Below are 21,176 nucleotides of genomic sequence, written 5' to 3'. Positions count from 1 at the left end.
GGAGGGGCGGCCGTTCGGCGTCGGCGGGGCGCCACTCCCGCGATTCGGACCACCTGCTGAGCACGGGCTCGGGCCCTTCGGTCGGACCACGGCTGACGCGAGGGTGGGGGTGTCCACCGCAACCCCTCTGACGCCCCCGTCCTGACCCTCACCCCGGGGGAGCCTGCGCCGGGGCGGTCCGCCGCGCGCGCGGCGGTGAAGGCGGTGGTCGGCAGGGGAGGAGGTGACACAGCAGAGACGGCCGGACCCGGGGGGATGTGGTTTCCGGCCGCCTCCTCGGCGCCCTGGCCGCACACGGCCACAGCACCGGTACTCAACCTAACGGCAGGCCCGAGGAGCGTTGGGGGAGTTTCGGCCGGTTCGTCCCATCGCGTGAGTAAATCGTGACGACCGGAAATGGCCGCTCCTCGCCCTGGGGTCCATGCCTAGGAGTGCTATGCCTAGAACTGCTAGGGTTCATCGTGTCACGAACGCACAGGGGTGAGGACACGCATGCACATCGACAAGGACCTGGTCGCCGCTTCGGCCACACCGTTGGTCCTGGGAATCCTGTCCGAGGGACAGTCCTACGGCTACGCCATCGTCAAACGCGTCAACGAACTCTCCGACGGGCGGATGACCTGGACGGACGGGATGCTCTACCCGCTGCTGCACCGACTGGAGCGCAACGGACTCGTGCGTGCCTCCTGGGGCAGGTCCGAGGCGGGGCGACGGCGCAAGCACTACGCCATCACGGAGGCGGGGCTGGAGGCTCTGGCGGAGCGGCGCGAACAGTGGAGCGTGGTCGCCGAGGCGCTCCGGCAGGTGTGGGAGTCCGTGCCGCGCCCGGAGTACCCCGGCCCCGCCCCGGCCGGGGGGTTCGCGTGACCGGCGGCACCGCACGCGGTGACGTGCTGGAGGAACAGATCGACCAGTGGCGCGGATTCGTGACCCGCCGCCGGGCCATCTCCGCCCCGGACGTGGAGGAGATGGAGGACCACCTGCGCGAGCAGATCGCGGAACTGGAGTCGGGTGGCCTGGACGGCGAGGAGGCCTTCCTCGTCGCGGTCAAGCGCATGGGCGGCCTGGACGCGGTCTCGCGCGAGTTCGCCAGAGAGCACTCCCACCGGCTCTGGAAACAGCTGGTGCTGGTCCCCGACACCGACGAGGAGTCCGGTGCGTCGCGCTGGCGCGAGCTCGGAGTAACGCTGCTCTTCGCGCTCGGCGCGGGGGCGGCGGTCAAGCTGCTGGAGACCTCGGTCGACGAGGGCCTGGTGGTGACCCGCAACCTGCCCTTCGTGGTCCTGCCCTTCCTGGCGGGGTGGTTCGCCTGGAAGCGCCGCGCCCCTTGGCAGGTGGGCGCTCTGACGGCGGCCCTCGCGGCGGCCCCGGCCCTGGCGGTGAACCTCTACCCGTTCCAGGAGTCCTCCGGGCCCTTCCCGGTGCCCGGGATGACCGCCGTCCTCGCCCTGACGCACGCGCCGGTCCTGTTGTGGCTGCTCGTGGGCGTGCTGCACACGGGCGGCCGATGGCGCTCCCACGGGCGGCGGATGGACTTCGTGCGGTTCACGGGCGAGCTCGTGATGTACCTCGTGCTGATCGCCCTGGGCTCCATGGTCCTGGTGGGCCTGACCGTCGCGGTGCTCGGCCTGGCCGACGTGGACATCACCCCGTTCTTTGCGGACTGGCTCCTGCCGTTCGGCGTGCCGGGGGCGCTGCTGGTGGCCGCGTGGCTGGTGGAGGCCAAGAAGAGCGTGGTGGAGAACATCACGCCGGTTCTGGCCAAGGTCTTCACACCGTTGGCGCTGCTGATGCTGGTCGCGGACCTCGCCGCGCTGCTGGTGAACGGGCCCCTGGCCAACGTCGACCGCGAACTCCTGATCGTGATGGACGCGGTCCTGGTGCTGGTCCTGTTCCTGCTGCTCTACTCGATCTCCGCGCGCGACCCGTTGCTGCGCCTAGGGGTCTTCGACTGGCTCCAGCTGGCCCTGGTGGGCACGGCGCTGGCGGTGAACGCCGTCGCCCTGACGGCCATGCTCACCCGGATCGCGGAGTTCGGCTTCACCGCCAACAAGACCGCGGCGCTCGGTCTGAACCTCGTGCTGTTGGTGCACCTGGCGTGGTCGGCCTGGCTGCTGCTGGGCTTCGTGCGGGGGAAACGACCGTTCGCGGCGGTCGAGCGATGGCAGACCACCTACCTGCCCGTGTACGCGGTGTGGGCGGCCGTGGTCGTGCTGGTGTTCCCGCCGCTGTTCGCCTTCTCCTGACCCACACGAGGCCCTGACGCGCGACGCCCGAGACACGAGCCGGGCCCTCGTGGGCCCGGCCGCCTGGGTGACCGCGTGTTCGGAGACGCCCCGGTCAGGTCGCCGTGTAGACGACGAACGAGACCGCGATGTAGTGGCAGACGAAGGCCGCGATGGTCAGGGAGTGGAAGATCTCGTGGAACCCGAACCAGCGGGGCGCGGGGTCGGGCCGCTTGAGCCCGTAGACCACGGCGCCGACGCTGTAGAGCACGCCGCCCACGAGGATGAGGATCCAGGTGGCCGGGTGGGTGCCGTTGACCAGGTCCGGGATGAACAGGACCGCGACCCAGCCGATGGCCAGGTACAGGGCGGTGGACAGCCAGCGCGGAGCGTTCAGCCACAGGAGCTTGAACGCGACCCCGGCGACCGCGCCGCCCCAGACCAGCGCCAGCATGGCCGTGCGCAGGGTGCCCTCCAGCACGAGCATGATGAACGGCGTGTAGGTGCCCGCGATGATCAGGTAGATGTTCGAGTGGTCCATGCGGCGCAGGACCTTCTGGGCGCGCGGTGACCAGCGGCCCACGTGGTAGATGGCCGAGGTGCTGAAGAGCATCACCGAGCTGAGCGCGTACACCGCGCTGGCCGCCACGGCGGGCGCGGTGGGGGAGAGCGCCACCAGGACGATGCCCGCCGCCAGGGCGAGCGGGGCGGTCCCCAGGTGGAGCCATCCCCGGAGCCGGGGCTTGACCGCTTCCAGCAGGTCCCCGGCGGCCGCCGCAGCTCGCACGCTCCCTGTTTCCCGCGCCTTCGACACCGTTCGCACCCCTCAGATCCAGCGACCCCGCTCCCTGGCGGGCCACATGGAGAAGCCTAACTTACGGCTGCGTAGGTTACTTGACGGTAATGCTGTGTCGCGCGGCACAGTGGGGTCCCGGAGGGGTGCTGGGCAGGGGGATTGGTCGTGCCCCCGGTTCTCGTCGTTTCTGTCCGTTCGGCCCTTGGGGTGGTGCGTGGTCGAGCGTCCCTGACCAGCGTAGTCGTGGGCGGGGGAGTGGTTCCCGTGGGGTCCTCGCGGGTGGGGGGCGTGCGCGGTGAGTGGACCATTGGTATAGACCTCTTTGGCGTCCGTGAACAGGCGCTTTGTCGATGAAGGGTGGTTCATGGAGGGCCGCTCGTGCGGAGTGTGGATAGGGTCGCGCCCAACAGGGGCCGACCCGGCGTCGAACGGCCGCGAGAGAACGAGGGAGCACCCCCGTGACCAAGTACGTCTACAAGTTCACCGAGGGCAACAAGGACCTGAAGGATCTGCTCGGCGGCAAGGGGGCCAACCTCGCCGAGATGACCAACATCGGTCTCCCGGTTCCCCCCGGTTTCACCATCACCACGGAGGCGTGCCGTCACTACCTGGAGCACGGTGCCGTCCCCGACGGGCTCGACGCCGAGATCGAGGCCGACCTCAAGGAGCTGGAGAGCACCATGGGGCGCCGCCTCGGCCAGCCCGACGACCCACTCCTGGTGAGCGTGCGGTCGGGCGCGCGCTTCTCCATGCCCGGCATGATGGAGACCGTCCTCAACATCGGCCTCAACGACGAGTCCGTCAAGGGCCTGGCCGCCCAGGGCGGCGACGAACGCTTCGCCTGGGACTCCTACCGCCGCCTCATCCAGATGTTCGGCAAGACCGTCCTGGGCATCGGCGGCGACCTGTTCGAGGAGGCCATCGACGAGCTCAAGGCCGCCAAGGGCACGACGAACGACCTCGACCTGGACGCCGCCGACTTCCGCCAGCTCGTGGAGCGGTTCAAGGAGATCGTCGGCGAGCAGACCGGCAGCCCCTTCCCGACCGACCCCCGCGTGCAGATGAACCTCGCCGTCAAGGCGGTCTTCGACTCCTGGAACGCCCCCCGCGCCGTCCTGTACCGCCGCCAGGAGCGCATCCCCGCGGACCTCGGCACCGCAGTGAACATCTGCTCCATGGTGTTCGGCAACCTCGGGATGGACTCGGGCACCGGGGTGGCCTTCACCCGCGACCCCGCCACCGGCCAGACCGGCGTCTACGGCGACTACCTCCAAAACGCCCAGGGTGAGGACGTGGTGGCGGGCATCCGCAACACCGTCCCCCTCACCGAGCTGGAGCGGATCGACCCCCGGAGCCACGAAGAGCTCATGGGCATCATGGACACCCTGGAGAACCACTACCGCGACCTGTGTGACATCGAGTTCACCATCGAGCGCGGCAGGCTGTGGATGCTCCAGACCCGCGTGGGCAAGCGCACCGCCGCCGCAGCGTTCAGGATCGCGGACCAGCTCGTGGACCAGGGGATGATCGGCCTGGACGAGGCGGTCCAGCGCGTCACCGGCGACCAGCTCGCCCAGCTGATGTTCCCGCGCTTCGACGACGAGGCCACCGCCGGGGAGGACGTGCACCGCCTCGGACGCGGCATGAACGCCTCCCCCGGAGCCGCCGTGGGCAAGGCCGTCTTCGACTCCTACACCGCAGTGAAGTGGTCGCGCAGCGGGGAGAGGGTCATCCTCTGCCGCCGCGAGACCAACCCCGACGACCTCGAGGGCATGATCGCGGCAGAGGGCATCCTCACCAGTCGGGGAGGCAAGACCTCCCACGCCGCCGTGGTGGCCCGCGGCATGGGCAAGACCTGCGTGTGCGGCGCCGAGGAACTCGACATCGACACCAAGAACCGGCGCATGACCGCCCCGGGCGGCGAGGTGATCGAGGAGGGCGACGTCATCTCCATCGACGGCACCAGCGGCCGGGTCTACCTCGGGGAGGTCCCGGTCGTCGACTCCCCGGTGGTCCGCTACTTCGAGGGCGAGGTCGACCCAGCCTCCGACCAGGCCGACGACCTCGTGCGCTCCGTGCACCGCCTCATGCACTACGTCGACGCCGCCCGCCGCCTGTACGTGCGCGCCAACGCCGACACCGCCGAGGACGCCGCCCGCGCCCGCCGCATGGGCGCCCAGGGCATCGGCCTGTGCCGCACCGAGCACATGTTCCTCGGTGACCGCCGCCAGCTCGTCGAACGCCTCATCCTGGCCGACACCCCCGACGAACAGCAGGGGTCCTTGGACGCCCTCCTGCCGCTCCAGCGCGAGGACTTCGGCGGCATCCTGGAGGCCATGGACGGACTGCCCGTCACGGTCCGCCTCCTTGACCCGCCGCTGCACGAGTTCCTGCCCGACATCACGGAGCTGTCGGTACGCGTGGCGGTAGCCGAGGCCAGGGGCGAGAGCCACGAGAACGACCTGCGCGTCCTCCAGGCCGTGCACAGGCTCCACGAGCAGAACCCGATGCTGGGGCTGCGCGGCGTGCGCCTCGGGCTGGTCGTCCCCGGGCTGTTCACCATGCAGGTGCGGGCCATCGCCCAGGCGGCGGTGGACCGGATCCGCGCGGGCGGCCGCCCCCGCCCGGAGATCATGATTCCGCTGGTGGGAACCGTGCAGGAGCTGGAGATCATCCGGGACGACGCGCTGCGCGCCCTGCGCGAGGTGGGGGAGGAGAACGGGATCGAGCTGGACTTCCCGGTCGGCACGATGATCGAACTGCCCCGGGCCGCGCTGACCGCCGGGCAGATCGCCGAGAACGCCGAGTTCTTCTCCTTCGGCACCAACGACCTCACCCAGACCGTGTGGGGCTTCTCCCGAGACGACGTGGAGGCCTCCTTCTTCTCCGCCTACCTGGAGAAGGGCGTGTTCGGCGTTTCGCCGTTCGAGTCCCTGGACGTGGACGGCGTGGGCCGCCTGATCCGCATCGCCGTGGAGGAGGGCCGAGCGGCGCGGCCCGGCATCAAGCTCGGTGTGTGCGGTGAACACGGCGGCGACCCGGCCTCGGTGCACTTCTTCCACAAGGTGGGGCTGGACTACGTGTCCTGTTCGCCGTTCCGTGTCCCCGTGGCCCGTCTGGAGGCGGGCCGGGCCGCCGGTCGCGCCGTGCGGTGACCGACCGCACGCCCGTGGCGGCGCCCCCCGCGAAAGGGGCGCCGCCACGGACGTTCCACGGAACCGGTGAGACTAGAATCGGGCATCACGGTCGAGTCGACGGAAAAGTCGACCGTGACCTTTTCGTGATATATTTTCGACGTCGGTACGCGCTCACGCGCGACGCCCCGATCCCCCTCCCCGCAGTCGGGGCTCCGGGCACTCTCAGACGCCCGTGCCACGTCCGGCTCCCCCTTCCCGGTCCCCCGCCCACGCGGGGAGATCACGAACCAGCGGTGGGTGCGGGGCGTCCCAGTGGGCGTACCGCGTTCCTGATCCAATCAAGCGGAGGTGAGCCGGTGCGAACGGCGAGCGACGGGCGCGGCGACGAGCCGTGGGATGACCCGGCCATGACCCCCGCTGACCACGAGGCCACCCAGGTCTTCTCCCGCGACGGGCTGGCCGACTCCGCCTCGGCCGCCGAGAGCACCCGGCGGTTCACCCGGCCCGAGGCCTCCGACCCCGGTGACCCCGCCGACGCCGCGGACAGCACGCGGGAGTTCAGCCGTGTCGACCCTGCCGACACCGCGGACCAGGGCGCGGTCTTCACCCGCAGGTTCGTCCGCGACCGACCGTCGCCGCGTGCGGACCGGGACCTCCCCCCGTACCGCGACGAGACCGACGGGTACGGGAGCGAGGAACCGTGGGAGGGGTCCGGTCACGAAGAGCCGTACGACGAGCCGTACGAGGAACCCCGCGTCCGTGAGCGCGGCGGCCGACGCCCGCCGCCCCGCACCCACACGCCCAGGCGCCGCAGGCGCCGCCGTTTCCGTGCGCGCTGGATCATCGCCCTGATCCTGGTCGCCGCCATCGCGATCCCGCCCGGCACCTGGGGGTGGGTGTGGTACACCGCGCGCCAGGACGACCGCACGCCCTCCGACGCCATCGTGGTCCTGGGCGCCAGCCAGTACAACGGCGTGCCCTCACCCGTCTTCGAGGCCCGACTGCGCCAGGCCCAGGTCCTCTACCTGGACGGCGTGGCGCCCAACATCGTCACGGTCGGCGGCAAACAGCCCGACGACGCCTTCACCGAAGCGGCCGCGGGCCGCAACTGGCTCATCGAGGTGGGCGTGCCCGCCGACCACGTCGTCGCGGTGGAGGAGGGCAGCGACACCCTCCAGAGCTTCCAGGCCATGGAGGGGGTCTTCGAGGCCAACGGCTGGGAGACCGCCATCCTGGTCTCCGACCCCTGGCACAGCCTGCGCTCCAAGGTGATGGCCGCCGACCACGGCATCGAGGCGGGCACCTCGCCCTCGCGCTCCGGGCCCGCCGTCATCGAACGCCGGACCCAGCTGTGGTACATCACGAGGGAAACCGCGTCGCTCTGGTACTACTGGATCTTCAACGACAGCAGTGACATCCGTGTCAACGCGGCCTGACCAGGGCCAATGACATGTTTCGTCGTTGCCGGGAAGTAGGCTCAGGCCCATGACGACCATCTCCGGAGAGACCGTGGGCGCGGAGAGCGGCACCCACGGGTACACCGCACGCGACACCGAGCGCTACTCCCAGGAGTCGCGTAAGAGCAGGCGTCGCGGCCCCTTCGAGCGGGACCGCGCCCGTGTCCTGCACAGCTCCGCGCTGCGCAGGCTCTCCGCCAAGACCCAGGTCGTCCAGCCCGGGGTGAGCGACTTCCCGCGCACCCGGCTGACCCACTCCCTGGAGTGCGCCCAGATCGGCCGGGAACTCGGCCAGGCCCTGGGCTGCGACCCCGACCTCGTCGAGGCCGCGTGTCTGTCCCACGACCTCGGCCACCCGCCCTTCGGCCACAACGGCGAACGCGCCCTCGACGAGGCCGCAGCCGCGTGCGGCGGGTTCGAGGGCAACGCCCAGAGCCTGCGCCTGCTCATCCGTTTGGAGGGCAAGGTCATCGACCCCGGCGGCCGCAGCGCCGGGCTCAACCTCACCCGCGCCACCCTGGACGCCACCGTCAAGTACCCCTGGCGGCGCGGTGAGGGCGGCGACACCCACAAGTTCAACTGCTACCCCGACGACTCCGAGGCCTTCGCCTGGCTGCGCGAGGGCGCGCCCGTCGGACGCACCTGCTTCGAGGCCCAGGTCATGGACTGGGCCGACGACGTCGCCTACTCCGTGCACGACGTCGAGGACGCCCTGCACGCGGGCCTGGTCAGCATGGCCGCCCTGCGCGACCCGGGCGAGCGCGCCGAGGTCTGCCGGATCGCCGCCGCGATGTACTGCGACGCCGACCCGGCCGAACTCGACGAGGTCCTGGGCGACCTGCTGGCCGAACCCGTCTGGCCCACCGAGTTCACCGGTGACCTCGCCTCCCTCGCCGCCCTCAAGAACCTCACCAGCGAACTCATCGGCCGGTTCTGCCGCGCCGCGGAGGGCGCCACCCGCCGCGCCCACGGCCCCGGCCGCCTCACCCGCTACCGCGCCGACCTCGTCCTGCCGCGCCGCGCCCTCCTGGAGTGCGCCCTGCTCAAGGCGGTGGCCGCGCACTTCGTCATGTCCCGCGAGGAGGCCCGGATCTACCAGGCCGAGGAGCGCCGCACCATCACCGACCTGGTCGCCGCCCTGTGGCAGGGGTCCCCCGGGGTCCTCGACCCCCAGTTCCGCGCCGTCTTCGAGAACGCCACCGACGACACCTCGGCCCTGCGTGTGGTCGTGGACCAGGTCGCCTCCCTCACGGACACCTCCGCCACCGCCCTGCACGCCCGGCTCGTCCGCTGACACACCCCCTCACCAGGGACGGACGGGATCACCGCCGTTACCGGTCTTGACGCGCACCACACGAGCCCGCACACTGCTCAGTGCGCCCGGCCACCGCGCCCGCGTGGCGGGGCGCCCAGGAGCGCACCGGCACGAGCGAGGGACCAGGGCATGCCCCCACCGCGTGGCCCCGTCATGCACGACGTCGCCCGGCTGGCCGGAGTGTCCCACCAGACCGTCTCTCGCGTCCTCAACGCCCACCCCGGGGTGCTCCCCGGGACTGAGGCCCGCGTCCGCGCGGCCATCGCCGAACTCGGCTACCGCCGCAACTCCTCCGCCCGCGCCCTGGTCACCCGCAGATCGGGACTGGTCGGCGTGCTCACCACCGTCCCCGACCACCCGGACACCGTCCGCGCGCTGGTCGGTATGGAACGCGCCCTGAGCGCCACCGGCCGCACCCTGCTGTACGCCGGAGCCGCGCCCGAGGACCTGCCCGCCGCGGCCGAACGCCTGCTGGAACACGCTCCCGACGGCTGCGTGGCCCTCGTCCCCGGCCAGGAGGGGCAGCTCGGGTCCCTCCACCACCCTCCGCCGACCGTCGTGGTCGACCCGGACCCCGGCACCGCACACCACCCCCTGGCGACGGTGGGAACCGACCACCTCGGCGGCGCCCGAGCCCTCACCCGCCACCTGCTCGGACTCGGGCACGGCACGGTGCACCACGTCGCCGACGGCTCCCCGGGGCACACGGCCCGCACCCGAGGCTGGCGCGCGGCCCTGGAGGAAGCCGGGGCGCGTGTTCCCGTCCCCGAGATCCCCACCGTGACCGGACCGGACGCCGGTCACACCGCTGGACTGGCACTGGCGGCCCAACGTGCGGCGGGGGAGGAGGTCACCGCCGTCCTGGCCGCCGACGACCTCCTCGCCCTCGGCCTGCTGCGCGCCTTCGACGAGTCCGGCCTGCGCGTCCCCGGGCAGGTCAGCGTCGCCGGGTTCGGCGACCGTCCGGAGGCGGCCCACCTCGTACCCGCGCTCACCACCGCCGCCTGCGACCCCGCCGAGGTCGGTGAGGCCGCCGTGGGCCTGCTCCTGAACCTGCTCGCCGCCCCCGGGAGGGACCCGGCCGCGCCCCAGCTCGTCCCGGCCCGCCTACGCGTACGCGGGAGCACCGGGCCGCCACCCGTGCGCCGCCGCTGAACCCCGGCGCCGGGCCCCGCGATGATCACCGTCACTCCGGGCAGCCGGACCACCCGCGAACGGGTGTCTTGGGAGACCCGCCCTGTGGACAGTGGTCGGAACGGCCCGGGGGAGAACTACCCTGAAAACCGTGGCAGGCCGGATCAAAGACGAAGACATCGCCCTCGTACGCGAGCGCACACCCATCGCTGACGTGATCGGTGAGTACCTCCAGCTGCGCAATGCCGGAGGTGGCTCGCTCAAGGGGCTCTGCCCCTTCCACGACGAGAAGTCCCCCTCCTTCAACGTCACCCCCGCCAAGAACCTCTTCTACTGTCTGGCAGGGGAGACCCGGGTGCTGACCCGGGACGGGGTCAGGCCCATCCGGGAGCTGGCCGGGGGCAGACACACGATCCTCACCAGGAGTGCCACCTGGGTGGAGGCTCCCTTCTACTCCTTCGGTGAGCAGCGGCTGATGCGGCTCACCCTCAGCAGGAACGGCCAGCACAAGGAGATCCACGCCACCCCCGAGCACCGGTGGTTCGTGCAGTCCGGCAAGGACCGGTCGAAGGTGCGTGAGGTCACCACCGAGGAACTGCGCCCCGAGCACCGGCTCGCCCACGTCTTCCCGCCGAAGAAGGTCACCCGGACCACGCCCTCGCCGTTCGGTATCGCGCACGGGATCACCTTCGGTGACGGCACCCGCCACGGGCGCGGCAGCATGGCCCAACTGGACGCGGAGAAGGACCCCGCGCTGCTCAAGTGGTTCCCCAACAGTGAGACGTCGCAGAGCGGTCGCCAGATCCTTGTCCACCACCTGCCCGGGCACTTCAAGGACCTGCCGTCACTGGAGGAGTCCCACAGCTACCTCTACGGGTGGCTCGCCGGGTACCTTGCCGCCGACGGTCACGTCGCCAAGGACGGAACGGTCCTGCTCAACTGCGCGGACCGCTCCGTGCTGGAGCACGTCCGCGCGGTCGCGACCAGGCTCGGGATCGGCACCTACGGCATCACCGAGCAGGTACGCGAGGGATTTCCCGGCAGGGAGCCCTCCTCGATCTTCCGGGTGCACTTCGTCAACGAGGACCTGACCGAGGAGTTCCTCCTTCACGAGGAGCACCGTCTGCGCTTCACGAGTGCGGAGAAGAAGTTCGCCCGCAGGGGCTGGACCGTGCGCTCGGTGGAGGACACCGACCGGTTCGAGGAGGTCTTCTGCGCTGTTGTGGACGACGGTCACGCCTTCGTCCTGGAAGACAACATCCTCACCGGAAACTGCTTCGGTTGCGGGGAGGGCGGGGACGTCATCTCCTTCGTGCAGAAGATCGACAGCCTCAGCTTCGCGGACGCGGTCGAGTCCCTGGCACGGCAGACCGGGATCGTCCTGCGGTTCGAGGAGGGCGGGCGCAGCAGCCCCCGCAGGGACGAGGGCAAACGGCAGCGCCTGCTGGACGCGCACAGGGCCGCGGCGCAGTTCTACTCCGAGCAGCTCCTGTCACCCGGGGCGGTCGCCGCGCGGCGGTTCCTGGGGGAGCGCGGCTTCAACCGGGTGCACGCCGAGCAGTTCGGGCTGGGGTTCGCCCCCGCGGGCTGGCAGAACCTCACCGACCACCTGCGTCAGAAGGGGTTCACCGACGCCGAGATCATCGAGGGCGGCCTGGCCAGTCAGGGTCGGCGCGGAGCCTACGACCGGTTCCGGAACCGTCTGCTCTGGCCGGTGCGGGAGGTCACCGGGGAGGTCGTCGGGTTCGGGGCGCGCAAGCTCGATTCCGAAGAGGACGGGCCCAAGTACCTAAACTCCCCGGAGAGCCCCATCTTCCACAAGGGCCGCCTCCTCTACGGCCTGGACCTGGCCAAACGGGAGATCTCCAAGCAGGGCAAGGCGGTCATCGTCGAGGGCTACACCGACGTCATGGCCTGCCACGAGGCCGGTGTGACCACTGCGGTCGCCACCTGCGGCACTTCCTTCGGCGAGGACCACCTCAAGATCCTGCGCCGGATGCTGCACGGGCGGCCCAACCACGAGACCCGGGTGGTGTTCACCTTCGACGGCGACAAGGCCGGGCAGAAGGCGGCCGTGCGGGCCTTCGCCGAGGAGCACGGGTTCTCCTCGGAGACCTTCGTGGCCGTCCAGCCCGACGGCCTCGACCCCTGCGACCTGCGCCTCCAGAACGGACCCCAGGCGGTGGTCGACCTCGTGGAGGACGCCACCCCGCTGTACGAGTTCATGGTCCGCAAGACCTTCGAGAACTACGACCTGTCCACGGTGGAGGGCCGGATCGCCGCCCTCGACGCGGCCGCGCCCGTGGTGGCCAGCATCCGCAACGCGGGCACCCGGGAGGCCTACGCCAAGAACCTGGACCGCTGGCTCGGGTTCCTGGACGAGGCCTTCGTGGTGCGCCGCGTCCGCCAGCACATGCGCCAGGGCGGGGCCCGGCCCGCGCCCCAGGCGCCGGTGCCCACGCCGGACGCCCAGAGCGCCCCCTACGACCTGCGCGACCCCTCCGTGCAGCGGGAACGGGAGGCCCTCAAGATCGCGGTCAAGCTCCCGAACCTCGCGCGGGGCTTCGACACGCTCACGGAGGAGGACTTCACCGTCCCCCAGCACCGCGCGGTGCTCCAGCTCATCCGGCAGCAGGGCGGGATCGCCGGGGTGAGCGACCCCGAGACCTGGGCGCTGACGCTTCGGGACGCGGCCCCCAATGACGCGCAACGCGATTTCGTCACGCGCCTCGGCGTGGAGGAGATCAAGTTCTATGGAGAACTCGACGATCATTTCGCCCAGCAAATACTGAGCACAATCAGGACTCATTCCATCAACCGGCGGGAGTCAAACCTGAAATCCGAGCTCCACCGGATTGACCAGGCCGCTCAGCCGGAGGAATACAACCGGGTCTTCGTCGAACTCATGCAGCTTGGCCAGCAGAAACGTGCCCTCCAGTAGTCGGGTTCCACCGGTATGTAGCACCGGGGTGACAATAATAGTTCTCCCTATTGCGGCGGGTTTGCGGGCACAATGGAGTGGTGTCTCCCACAGTCGTGTCCAACGAAATACCACCCGTTCGTCAAGTGGTTCCGCTCCTTCCCGACTCCGGTCGGGGAACGGTGAGCCGTGGGGAGGTCGCGTCGGCTTTGGAAAGCCTCGACGCGCCACCCGACTCCCTGGACCAGACCATCACGGACCTCGCCCGGGCCGGGGTCGACGTGGTCGAGCCGGAGGAGGCGGCGCCGGTCACCGACCCGGGCCGCCGCTCGGGTTCGGACCTGGTCCGCATGTACCTGCGCGAGATCGGCCGGGTGCCGCTCCTGACCGCTCAGGAGGAGGTGGACCTCGCCAAGGCCGTCGAGGCTGGCCTGTACGCCCAGCGCCAGGAACCCGCACCGGGGCACTGCGCGACGGACGAGCTCGCCGCGCTGGTGGAGGAGGGCAGGCGGGCCAAGCGGCGGCTGATCGAGTCGAACCTGCGCCTGGTCGTGTCCATCGCCAAGCGCTACATGGGGCGCGGGCTCCTCTTCCTGGACCTCATCCAGGAGGGCAACCTCGGCCTCATCCGGGCGGTGGAGAAGTTCGACTACACCAAGGGCTTCAAGTTCTCCACCTACGCCACCTGGTGGATCCGCCAGGCCATCACCCGGGCCATCGCCGACCAGGCCCGCACCATCCGCATCCCGGTGCACATGGTCGAGACCATCAACAAGCTCGTCCGGGTCCAGCACCAGCTGCACCAGCAGCTGGGCCGCGAGCCCAGCGTCGCCGAGATCTCCTCCGCCGCCGGCTTCGTCGGGGACCGGGTCCTGGAGATCCAGCGCATCGCCCGCGAACCCGTCTCCCTCCAGGCACCCATCGGTGAGGAGGAGTCCGACTTCGGTGACTTCATAGAGGACTCCGACGCGGTCGTGCCGGTGGAGGCGGCCGCGTTCACCCTGCTCCAGGAACAGCTGCGAGTGCTGTTGGGGGACCTCTCCGAGCGGGAACGGCGGATCATCCGGCTCCGCTTCGGGCTGGCGGACGGCCACCCGCGCACCCTGGAGGAGGTGGGCCGCGAGTTCGGAGTCACCCGGGAACGGATACGCCAGATCGAGGCCAAGACCCTCGCCAAGCTCCGCCACCCCTCGCGCGCGGGCACCCTGAAGGACTTCCTGCACAGCGGATGAGGCACAGGCCAACGTCCGGGGCCCACCGTGGGTTCCCGGGAACGCGGGAACGGCCTCATGTGGCCGACATGGGACGAACGCCCCGTCCTCGTCCCCCGGTGCCCCTACGGTCGAGGTGTGAACGCCTCGCCGACCCCGCCCGAGTCCAGGACGCCCTCCGGACGGCGTCCACTGCTGGTCCTGGGCGCGGCCGCCACCGCCGTCGTGCTGCTCGTGGGGGCACTCGTGCTCAAGAACCAACGCGAACCCGAGCGGATCGGGTACTTCGCCGACTGGAACGTGGCCAACCGCGGCTACACCATCAACGAGCTGCGCGGCAGCGGGGCGCCCGCGGACCTCACCCGGATCATGTGGGCCTTCGGCGGTATCGACCGCGACGGCCTGTGCCACATCCCCGAGGACCGCCACGACCAGCCCTGGGAGCTCTACCAGCGGCGCTACGCGGCGGACGAGAGCGTCAGCGGGCAGGCTGACGAGTACGAGCAGGAGCTCGCGGGCGGCCTCAACCAGCTGCGCCAGCTCCGCGGGGAGTATCCGGACCTGGGCGCGAGCCTCTCCCTGGGCGGCTGGAACTGGTCGGTGCACTTCTCCACCGCCGCGCGCACCGAGGAGTCCCGGGAGGCCTTCGTCGCCTCCTGTCTGGACCTGTGGCTGCGCGGGAACCTGCCGGTGCGCGGTGAGGAGCCCCAGGGCGGGGACGGCTCGGGCGCGGGCGTCTTCGACGGAGTCGACCTGGACTGGGAGTGGCCGGGCGGGAGGGGCAACCCCGACAACGTGGAGCACCCCGACGACCCCGCCAACTTCACGCTGCTGGTGGCCGAGTTCCGCCGCCAGATGGACGCCCTCTCCCGGGAGACCGGGCAGGACTACGTGCTGTCCGCGTCACTGCCCGGGGGTCGCGATCACGCCGGGGTCTTCGAACCCGAGGTGTTCGACCACGTCGACTTCGCCACGGTCCAGGGGTACGACTTCTCCGGCCCCTGGAGCGAACGGACCGCGCACCACTCCAACCTGTACGCCCCCGGCCACGACGAGGACGCCAACAGCGTCGACCAGGCGGTCCAGCGCTACCTGGACCTGGGCGCCGACCCCGACCAGATCGTCATGGGCGTCCCGGCCTTCGGGCGCGGCTGGCAGGGGGTCCCCGCCCAGGACGAGGGCCGCGGACAGGTCGCCGGGGGCGCGGCCGACGACGACTACGACGGCCCCACCCGTCCCTTCGACCAGCTGGAGGAGATGGACGGTCGCCGCTTCCTGGACGAGGAGGCGGGCGCCTACTGGGTCTACGACGGCGACGAGTGGTGGACCTACGACAACCCCGAGGTGATCTCACTCAAGGGCGCCTACGTCCGCGAGCACGGCCTCGCCGGGATGATGGTGTGGAACCTCGACATGGACCCCGACGGCGCACTGGTTCGCGCCATGCGCGAGTCCATGGACTGATCGGCCCGAGAGCCGCGCCGCGCGCCGAGGTTGCCACCCCACACCGCCCGCGCCACGCTGTGGGCATGGCCGATCCGCACAGCACCATCCCACACCCGGACCTTCCCGCACTCCGCCGCGACCTGGAGGAGGGCGTCCGGGGAACCGTCGCCCTGGACGCGGGCACGCTCGCCCTCTACACCTCCGACGCCTCGAACTACCGGCGCGTACCGCTCGCCGTGGTCATCCCCGAGACCGTCGACGACTGCGTGGCCGCCGTCCGCGCGTGCGCCGCCCACGGGGTGCCGATCATCCCGCGCGGAGGCGGCACCTCCATCGCCGGGAACGCCATCGGTACCGGTGTGGTCATCGACACCTCACGCCACCTGCGCGCCATCCTCGACATCGATCCCGAGGCCCGCACCGCCACCGTGCAACCCGGGGTGATCCTCGACGATCTGCGCGCCGCCACCGCCGAACACGGGCTCACCTTCGCTCCGGACCCCTCCACCCACAGCCGCTGCACCATCGGCGGGATGGTCGGCAACAACGCCTGCGGCTCCCACTCGGTGGCCTGGGGCACCACCGCCGACAACGTGGTCTCCCTCGATCTGCTCCTCTCCGACGGCACCCGGATCACCGTCGGCTCCGAGCACACCGAGAAGGAGTTCGAGGAACTGGCCGCGCGCCCCGGACGGGAGGGGGAGATCCACGCGGCGCTGGCCCGCCTCGTCGAGACCCACCGCGCCGAGATGCGCACCGCCATGCCCGAGTTCCGGCGCCGTGTCTCCGGTTACGGCATCGACCGCCTGCTTCCGGAGAAGGGCCGCGACGTCGCCGCCTCCCTGGTGGGCACCGAGGGCACCTGCGCCATGGTCGTGGGCGCCACCGTCCGCCTGGTCGAGTCACCGCCCGCCCGCGCCCTGGCGGTGCTGGGATACGACGACGCCCCCTCGGCAGCCGACGCCGTGCCCGGGCTGCTCGAACACTCCCCTCTCACGGTCGAGGGCATCAACGACCGCATCGTGGCCGCCCTGGACCGCCACGGGTCGAAGTCACGGGTGCCGCTGCCGCTCGGCCACGCCTGGCTGCTGGTGGAGATCGCGGGCGCCACCCCGGACGAGGCGGCCGACTCCGCGCTGAGGATGATCGACTCCCTGGACGAGTCGAGCAGTCCGCGCGACTCCGCCGTGGTCACCGACACCGGTCACCAGAAGGCGCTGTGGCGCATCCGGGAGGAGGGCGCGGGCCTCACCTCGCGCACCCCCACCGGTGCCGAGGCGTGGTCGGGCTGGGAGGACGCCGCCGTCCCGCCGGAGAACCTCGGCGACTACCTGCGCGACTTCGAGGACCTGATGGCCCGGCACGACCGCTACGGGGTCGTCTACGGCCACTTCGGAGACGGCTGCCTGCACGTGCGCATCGACTTCGAGCTCACCCATGAGGAGGGGCGCCGCGAGTACCGGGCCTTCATGGAGGAGGCCGCCGGGATCGTGGTGCGGCACGGGGGCTCGCTCTCCGGCGAACACGGCGATGGCCAGGCCCGCTCCGAACTCCTCTCCCGTATGTACCCGGAGGGCCTCGTACGCGCCTTCGGCGAGTTCAAGCGGGTCTGGGACCCCGACAACCTCATGAACCCGGGCATCATCGTCGACCCGCTCCCGCTGGACGCCGACATCCGGGTGGCCACCGACGTGCGCCCGCGACTCCCGCTGCTCTCCCAGACCTCCCTGGCCTATGGCGAGGACGACGGTGACTTCGCCAAGGCGTTGCGCCGCTGCTCGGGCGTGGGCAAGTGCCGCCGCCAGAGCGGGCCCGGCGTGATGTGCCCCAGCTACCAGGTGACCCAGGAGGAGAAGCACTCCACGCGCGGCCGCGCCCACCTGCTCTTCGAGATGGCCAACGGCGAGGTGATCACCGACGGGTGGCGCTCGGAGGAGGTCCGGGAGTCGCTGGACCTGTGCCTGTCCTGCAAGGGGTGCCTGAGCGACTGCCCGGTCAACGTGGACATGGCCTCCTACAAGGCCGAGTTCCTGCACCAGCACTACAAGGGGAGGGTGCGCCCGGCCGCGCACTACTCGATGGGCTGGCTCCCCGTGCTGGCCCGCCTGGCTTCCCTGGCCCCGGTGGAGGCCAATCGGATGGTCCGCCTGCCCGGGGTGTCCTCACTGGCCAAGCGGATGGCGGGGGTGGCGGCCGAACGCGACCTCCCGGCCTTCGCCCGCACCACGTTCACCCGCGCGCACCGGCGCCGCCTGAACCGCGGCGAGGGGCGCGCCGGCGGTCCCAAGGTGGTGCTGTGGCCGGACACCTTCGGCAACCTGTTCAACCCGAACGTGCTGGTCTCGGCCGTGCGCGTGCTGGAGGACGCCGGGTTCTCCGTGGTGCTGCCCAGGGGGCAGGTCTGCTGCGGGCTCACGTGGGTCTCCACGGGGCAGTTGGACGTGGCCCGAGCCGTCATGCGGCGGGCGGTGGCGGCCCTGGCTCCACTGGTGTCCCAGGGGCTGCCCGTGGTGGGCCTCGAACCGAGCTGCACGGCCGCCCTCAAGCACGACCTCGTGGAACTGCTGCCGGGGGAGGAGAGCACGCGGGTCGCGGCCGCCGTGCACACCTTCGCCGGGTTCCTCAACGAGTACGCCCCGGACTGGACGCCGCCGCGCGTGGACGCCTCCGCGCTGGCCCAGGTGCACTGCCACCAGCACGCCGTGTCCGGCTTCGACGCCGACCGGGAGCTGATCGCGCGCGCCGGGATCGACGGCGAGGTGCTGGACTCGGGCTGCTGCGGGCTGGCGGGCGACTTCGGGTTCACCGAGGGGCACTACGAGGTGTCCTCGGCGATCGGTGAGCGCGAACTCCTGCCACGGGTGCGCGCGGCCGGGCCCGACACCCTGGTGTTGGCCGACGGCTACAGCTGCCGCACCCAGATCGAGCAGGGGACGGGGCGTCGGGCCCTGCACCTGGCCGAGGCGCTCGCGCTGGGCCTGGACCGCAGGGCCCGGGCCCAGAGCGAGGCCTGACGCGTTCGGGGACGGGGTGGGCTCACACGCCCATCTGTTTGTGGAGGAGGGCCAGGGCCCGGGAGACGGCGTCGGACAGGCGCGGGTCCTCGGGGTCCAGGCCCTCGCCCAGGTGCACCCGCCAGCCGATCTCGCTGCCCAGGGGCGCGCGCCGGGCCACGAGCCGGAAGCCGGTCGCGGACTCGGCGTCGGGGAAGGGCACGAACCGGTTCACCAGGATGGTGGAGGTGACCCGTTCGGCGACGGTCTCGGCGAAGCGCCGGTAGTCCACGGGATCACCGGTGAGCTCGGTGCGCAGCCGCACGGTGTGCTCGCCCGCGCCCTCCTCGACGAACGTGAGGGTGTCGGGGCTCCACCGGGCCTGGTCGATGTCCTGCCAGGGCACGCTGTGCCCGTCGGGCAGGTGGAGGGCGCGGGTGGTGGCCACCAGCACCGCGTCGTCCGCGGAACCCTCGCTGGAGTCCGACGCCGGGACGCCCCCGGCCGGGGCGGCGACGCGTGCCTGTGAGAGCACCCGCTCGCCGCGCTCCAACCGGGAACGCAACCGCTCGGGGATGTTCTGGCCGAACAGTGGCATCGTCAGGCGTCCCGGTCCTCGGCCCCGCCGCCGTTGGCGCCCGTCCCGGGGCGGGTCCCGTTGGACGGGCCGGTCTCCCACTCGACGAGCTCGATCTCCTCCTCGGTGGGGCGCGCCAGGAAGTCGCGCACGGAGGTGATGGGCATCCTCTCGACGGCCTTGTCGTAGGCGGCGCGGCCCGCTCTGCTGGTCTGCGCGCCGACGACCCCGGCCACCTCCTGGACCAGGGGGCTGTCGGCCACCTTGCGGGCGGTGCGGGCGAGCTGCTCGTAGCGGGCCCGGCCCGCCTTGGCGCCCAGCACGTATCCGATGGCGAGTCCGGCGACGAACGTGATCCGGTAGCGCATGGCTTCCTCTTTACGGCCTTGGTGACGGTCGGCGTGGTCCGTGCCCCGACGTTACCCGGTCGTGCCGCGGGCCACACGGGCCGACACCGGTCACGAGCACTCCCGAAGCGCGCTAGTCTATTCATGTCGCCGAGGCCGCAGTGCCTTGGAGTGGCGCGATCCCGCGTAGCTCAATCGGCAGAGCAGCCGGCTGTTAACCGGCAGGTTACTGGTTCGAGTCCAGTCGCGGGAGCGTGAGAGGAAGGCCCATCGGAGGGATCCGGTGGGCCTTCGTCGTGTGTGCCCTGTTCCGTCCGTTGGCGGGGCTTCTGTCAGGACTTCGGTCCGGTGGCGGGGCGTGCTCGACGGGCGGTGCGAAAGTGCGCCCCGGCCTGAGAAAAAACGTCACAAGCACCCTTGCGGACGCGCTAGGATTAGTGCTGTCGCCGAGGCCGCAGTGCTTGGAGTGGCGCGATCCCGCGTAGCTCAATCGGCAGAGCAGCCGGCTGTTAACCGGCAGGTTACTGGTTCGAGTCCAGTCGCGGGAGCGTGAGAGGAAGGCCCATCGGAGAGATCCGGTGGGCCTTCGTCGTGTGTGCGGGGGCGACCCCCGCCCGCTGCCGGGCACGTGGGCTCCAACGCGGGGACGAGGGGGGACGTGCTCAGACCCGTCCCATGCCGCCGATGATCAGTTGCCGGTTGCGGTGCGGCATCTGGTAGCTCCCGGGGATGGGGGGAGCGACCGGAAGGGTGCGCCATTTCTGGGCCTGGAGCAGTCCCGGAGGCACGGACTCCCAGCCGTCGAAGAGCGCGGCGATGTCCCGTTCCGAGCGCCAGTACCCGTGCCCCAGCTGGTCGGCGAACAGCTGCTGGAGCTGCTCGGCCCGGAACGCGTCCTTGGGGTGGCGGACGGGGTCCGGGCGACAGTAGTGGCTGAGGACCATGTGGCTTCCGGGTGCCAGGGCCCCGCGCAGCTCCGCGATGCCGCGTGCGGCGGCACCGAGGTCGCCCAGGTGCGAGACGACACCCGTGAGCAGGAGCCCGACCGGCTGGTCGAGGTCGAGCAGACTCGTCTCGGGGTCGCGCAGGAGGCCCGGGACGTCATCCAACCCGCCGCGCACCGCGGTGGTGGTGCGGCCGTCACGGATCAGGGCGAGGTGGTGGGCGAGCACCACGGGGTCGTGGCTGGCGTAGACGACCCGGGTGCCGGGGAAGCTCTCGTGGGCGATCTCGTGCGGATCCCCCGAGGTGGGCATGCCCGCGCCCACCTGGAGGAACTGTCGGATGCCCAGTTCGGCGGAGAGGTGCCGCACCGCCCGCTGGAGGAAGGCGCGTTCCCCCAGGACGAGGTCGACGAACCCGGCCGCGGTGTTCTCGGCCCTGGCTGCCAGGTCCCGGTCCACCTGGAAGTGGTCCTTGCCCTTGAGATGGAAGGAATGGAGCCGGTTGATGTTGGCCCTGGCCAGGTTGACGGGCGGCGGGGGTTTGGCACGGACGTGATTGTCCCCCGCCTGCCTCAGGAAGTCGGGGGAGGTGAAACGAGACATCGCCGTCCTCTTGCTCTGAGGTGGGGAAGTGCGGTCGACTCCCATGAATCTGGGATGACCCCTCGCGGGGT

General features: G+C 71.1%; 14 protein-coding genes and 2 tRNA genes. 12 read left to right on the top strand and 4 right to left on the bottom strand.

The genetic code is table 11. The features are described 5' to 3' along the window. The first annotated feature begins 492 nt into the window (after positions 1-492). Positions 493-867, top strand: coding sequence for a PadR family transcriptional regulator (locus BDW27_RS00645; protein ID WP_017546255.1), 375 nt, complete (start codon positions 493-495; stop codon positions 865-867). Then, positions 864-2,246, top strand: a complete 1,383-nt coding sequence (locus BDW27_RS00640; RefSeq protein WP_110047794.1) for a permease prefix domain 1-containing protein — start codon at positions 864-866, stop codon at positions 2,244-2,246. Before BDW27_RS00645 ends, BDW27_RS00640 begins: the two co-directional genes overlap by 4 nt. A gap of 94 nt (positions 2,247-2,340) precedes the next feature. On the opposite strand, the gene BDW27_RS00635 is transcribed toward BDW27_RS00640, so the two are convergent. Continuing rightward, positions 2,341-3,012 carry a hemolysin III family protein gene (locus BDW27_RS00635; protein ID WP_017546253.1) on the bottom strand — a complete coding sequence of 224 codons (672 nt, stop codon included), beginning with the start codon at positions 3,010-3,012 and terminating at the stop codon, positions 2,341-2,343. Positions 3,013-3,479: 467 nt separating this feature from the next. Here BDW27_RS00635 and ppdK point away from each other — a divergent pair, with 467 nt between their 5' ends. The 8 genes from ppdK to BDW27_RS00595 all read left to right on the top strand — a co-directional run bounded on the left by ppdK (position 3,480) and on the right by BDW27_RS00595 (position 18,655). Next, on the top strand, positions 3,480-6,176 hold the full coding sequence (ppdK, locus tag BDW27_RS00630) for a pyruvate, phosphate dikinase (protein ID WP_110047793.1): 2,697 nt from the start codon (positions 3,480-3,482) through the stop codon (positions 6,174-6,176). Between the two features lie 338 nt (positions 6,177-6,514). After that, the gene (locus BDW27_RS00625; protein ID WP_110047792.1) at positions 6,515-7,594 is read left to right on the top strand and encodes a YdcF family protein; all 1,080 of its coding nucleotides are present in this window, start codon (positions 6,515-6,517) and stop codon (positions 7,592-7,594) included. 49 nt (positions 7,595-7,643) lie between these two features. After that, positions 7,644-8,909: a deoxyguanosinetriphosphate triphosphohydrolase gene (locus tag BDW27_RS00620; protein WP_017546250.1), complete on the top strand. Its 1,266-nt coding sequence runs from the start codon at positions 7,644-7,646 to the stop codon at positions 8,907-8,909. 150 nt (positions 8,910-9,059) lie between these two features. Further along, complete coding sequence (locus BDW27_RS00615) at positions 9,060-10,085, top strand: LacI family DNA-binding transcriptional regulator (protein WP_233515575.1); 1,026 nt, start codon at positions 9,060-9,062, stop codon at positions 10,083-10,085. A 130-nt stretch (positions 10,086-10,215) separates the two neighbouring features. Next, positions 10,216-13,005, top strand: a complete 2,790-nt coding sequence (gene dnaG / locus BDW27_RS28110; RefSeq protein ID WP_110047790.1) for a DNA primase — start codon at positions 10,216-10,218, stop codon at positions 13,003-13,005. Positions 13,006-13,130: 125 nt separating this feature from the next. Next, a complete protein-coding gene (gene rpoD, locus BDW27_RS00605) occupies positions 13,131-14,216 on the top strand; it encodes an RNA polymerase sigma factor RpoD (protein ID WP_026129549.1) in 1,086 nt (361 codons plus the stop codon). Between the two features lie 117 nt (positions 14,217-14,333). Next, positions 14,334-15,659: a glycoside hydrolase family 18 protein gene (locus BDW27_RS00600; RefSeq protein ID WP_026129548.1), complete on the top strand. Its 1,326-nt coding sequence runs from the start codon at positions 14,334-14,336 to the stop codon at positions 15,657-15,659. A 65-nt stretch (positions 15,660-15,724) separates the two neighbouring features. Further along, positions 15,725-18,655 (top strand): FAD-binding and (Fe-S)-binding domain-containing protein, encoded by a 2,931-nt coding sequence (locus BDW27_RS00595; RefSeq protein WP_110048075.1) that lies wholly within the window; start codon positions 15,725-15,727, stop codon positions 18,653-18,655. Positions 18,656-18,677: 22 nt separating this feature from the next. Here the strand turns inward: BDW27_RS00595 and BDW27_RS00590 are convergent, their stop codons facing one another. After that, entirely contained in the window at positions 18,678-19,232 is a 555-nt protein-coding gene (locus BDW27_RS00590; protein WP_110047789.1) for a hypothetical protein, read from the bottom strand. 2 nt (positions 19,233-19,234) lie between these two features. Continuing rightward, a complete protein-coding gene (locus BDW27_RS00585; RefSeq protein ID WP_017546244.1) occupies positions 19,235-19,579 on the bottom strand; it encodes a hypothetical protein in 345 nt (114 codons plus the stop codon). 159 nt (positions 19,580-19,738) lie between these two features. Between BDW27_RS00585 and BDW27_RS00580 the strand changes: the two genes are divergently transcribed. After that, positions 19,739-19,811, top strand: a tRNA-Asn gene (locus BDW27_RS00580). 222 nt (positions 19,812-20,033) lie between these two features. Next, positions 20,034-20,106, top strand: a tRNA-Asn gene (locus BDW27_RS00575). 114 nt (positions 20,107-20,220) lie between these two features. Here BDW27_RS00575 and BDW27_RS00570 read toward each other — a convergent pair. After that, positions 20,221-21,105, bottom strand: a complete 885-nt coding sequence (locus BDW27_RS00570; RefSeq protein ID WP_017546243.1) for an SAM-dependent methyltransferase — start codon at positions 21,103-21,105, stop codon at positions 20,221-20,223. Between the last annotated feature and the right edge of the window lie 71 nt (positions 21,106-21,176).

It is taken from the genome of Nocardiopsis sp. L17-MgMaSL7 (genome assembly GCF_003182025.1).
Classification (GTDB): domain Bacteria; phylum Actinomycetota; class Actinomycetes; order Streptosporangiales; family Streptosporangiaceae; genus Nocardiopsis; species Nocardiopsis prasina.
The sequence above is the reverse complement of the archived record's forward strand: the minus strand, read 5'-3'. Positions and strand labels throughout refer to the sequence as shown.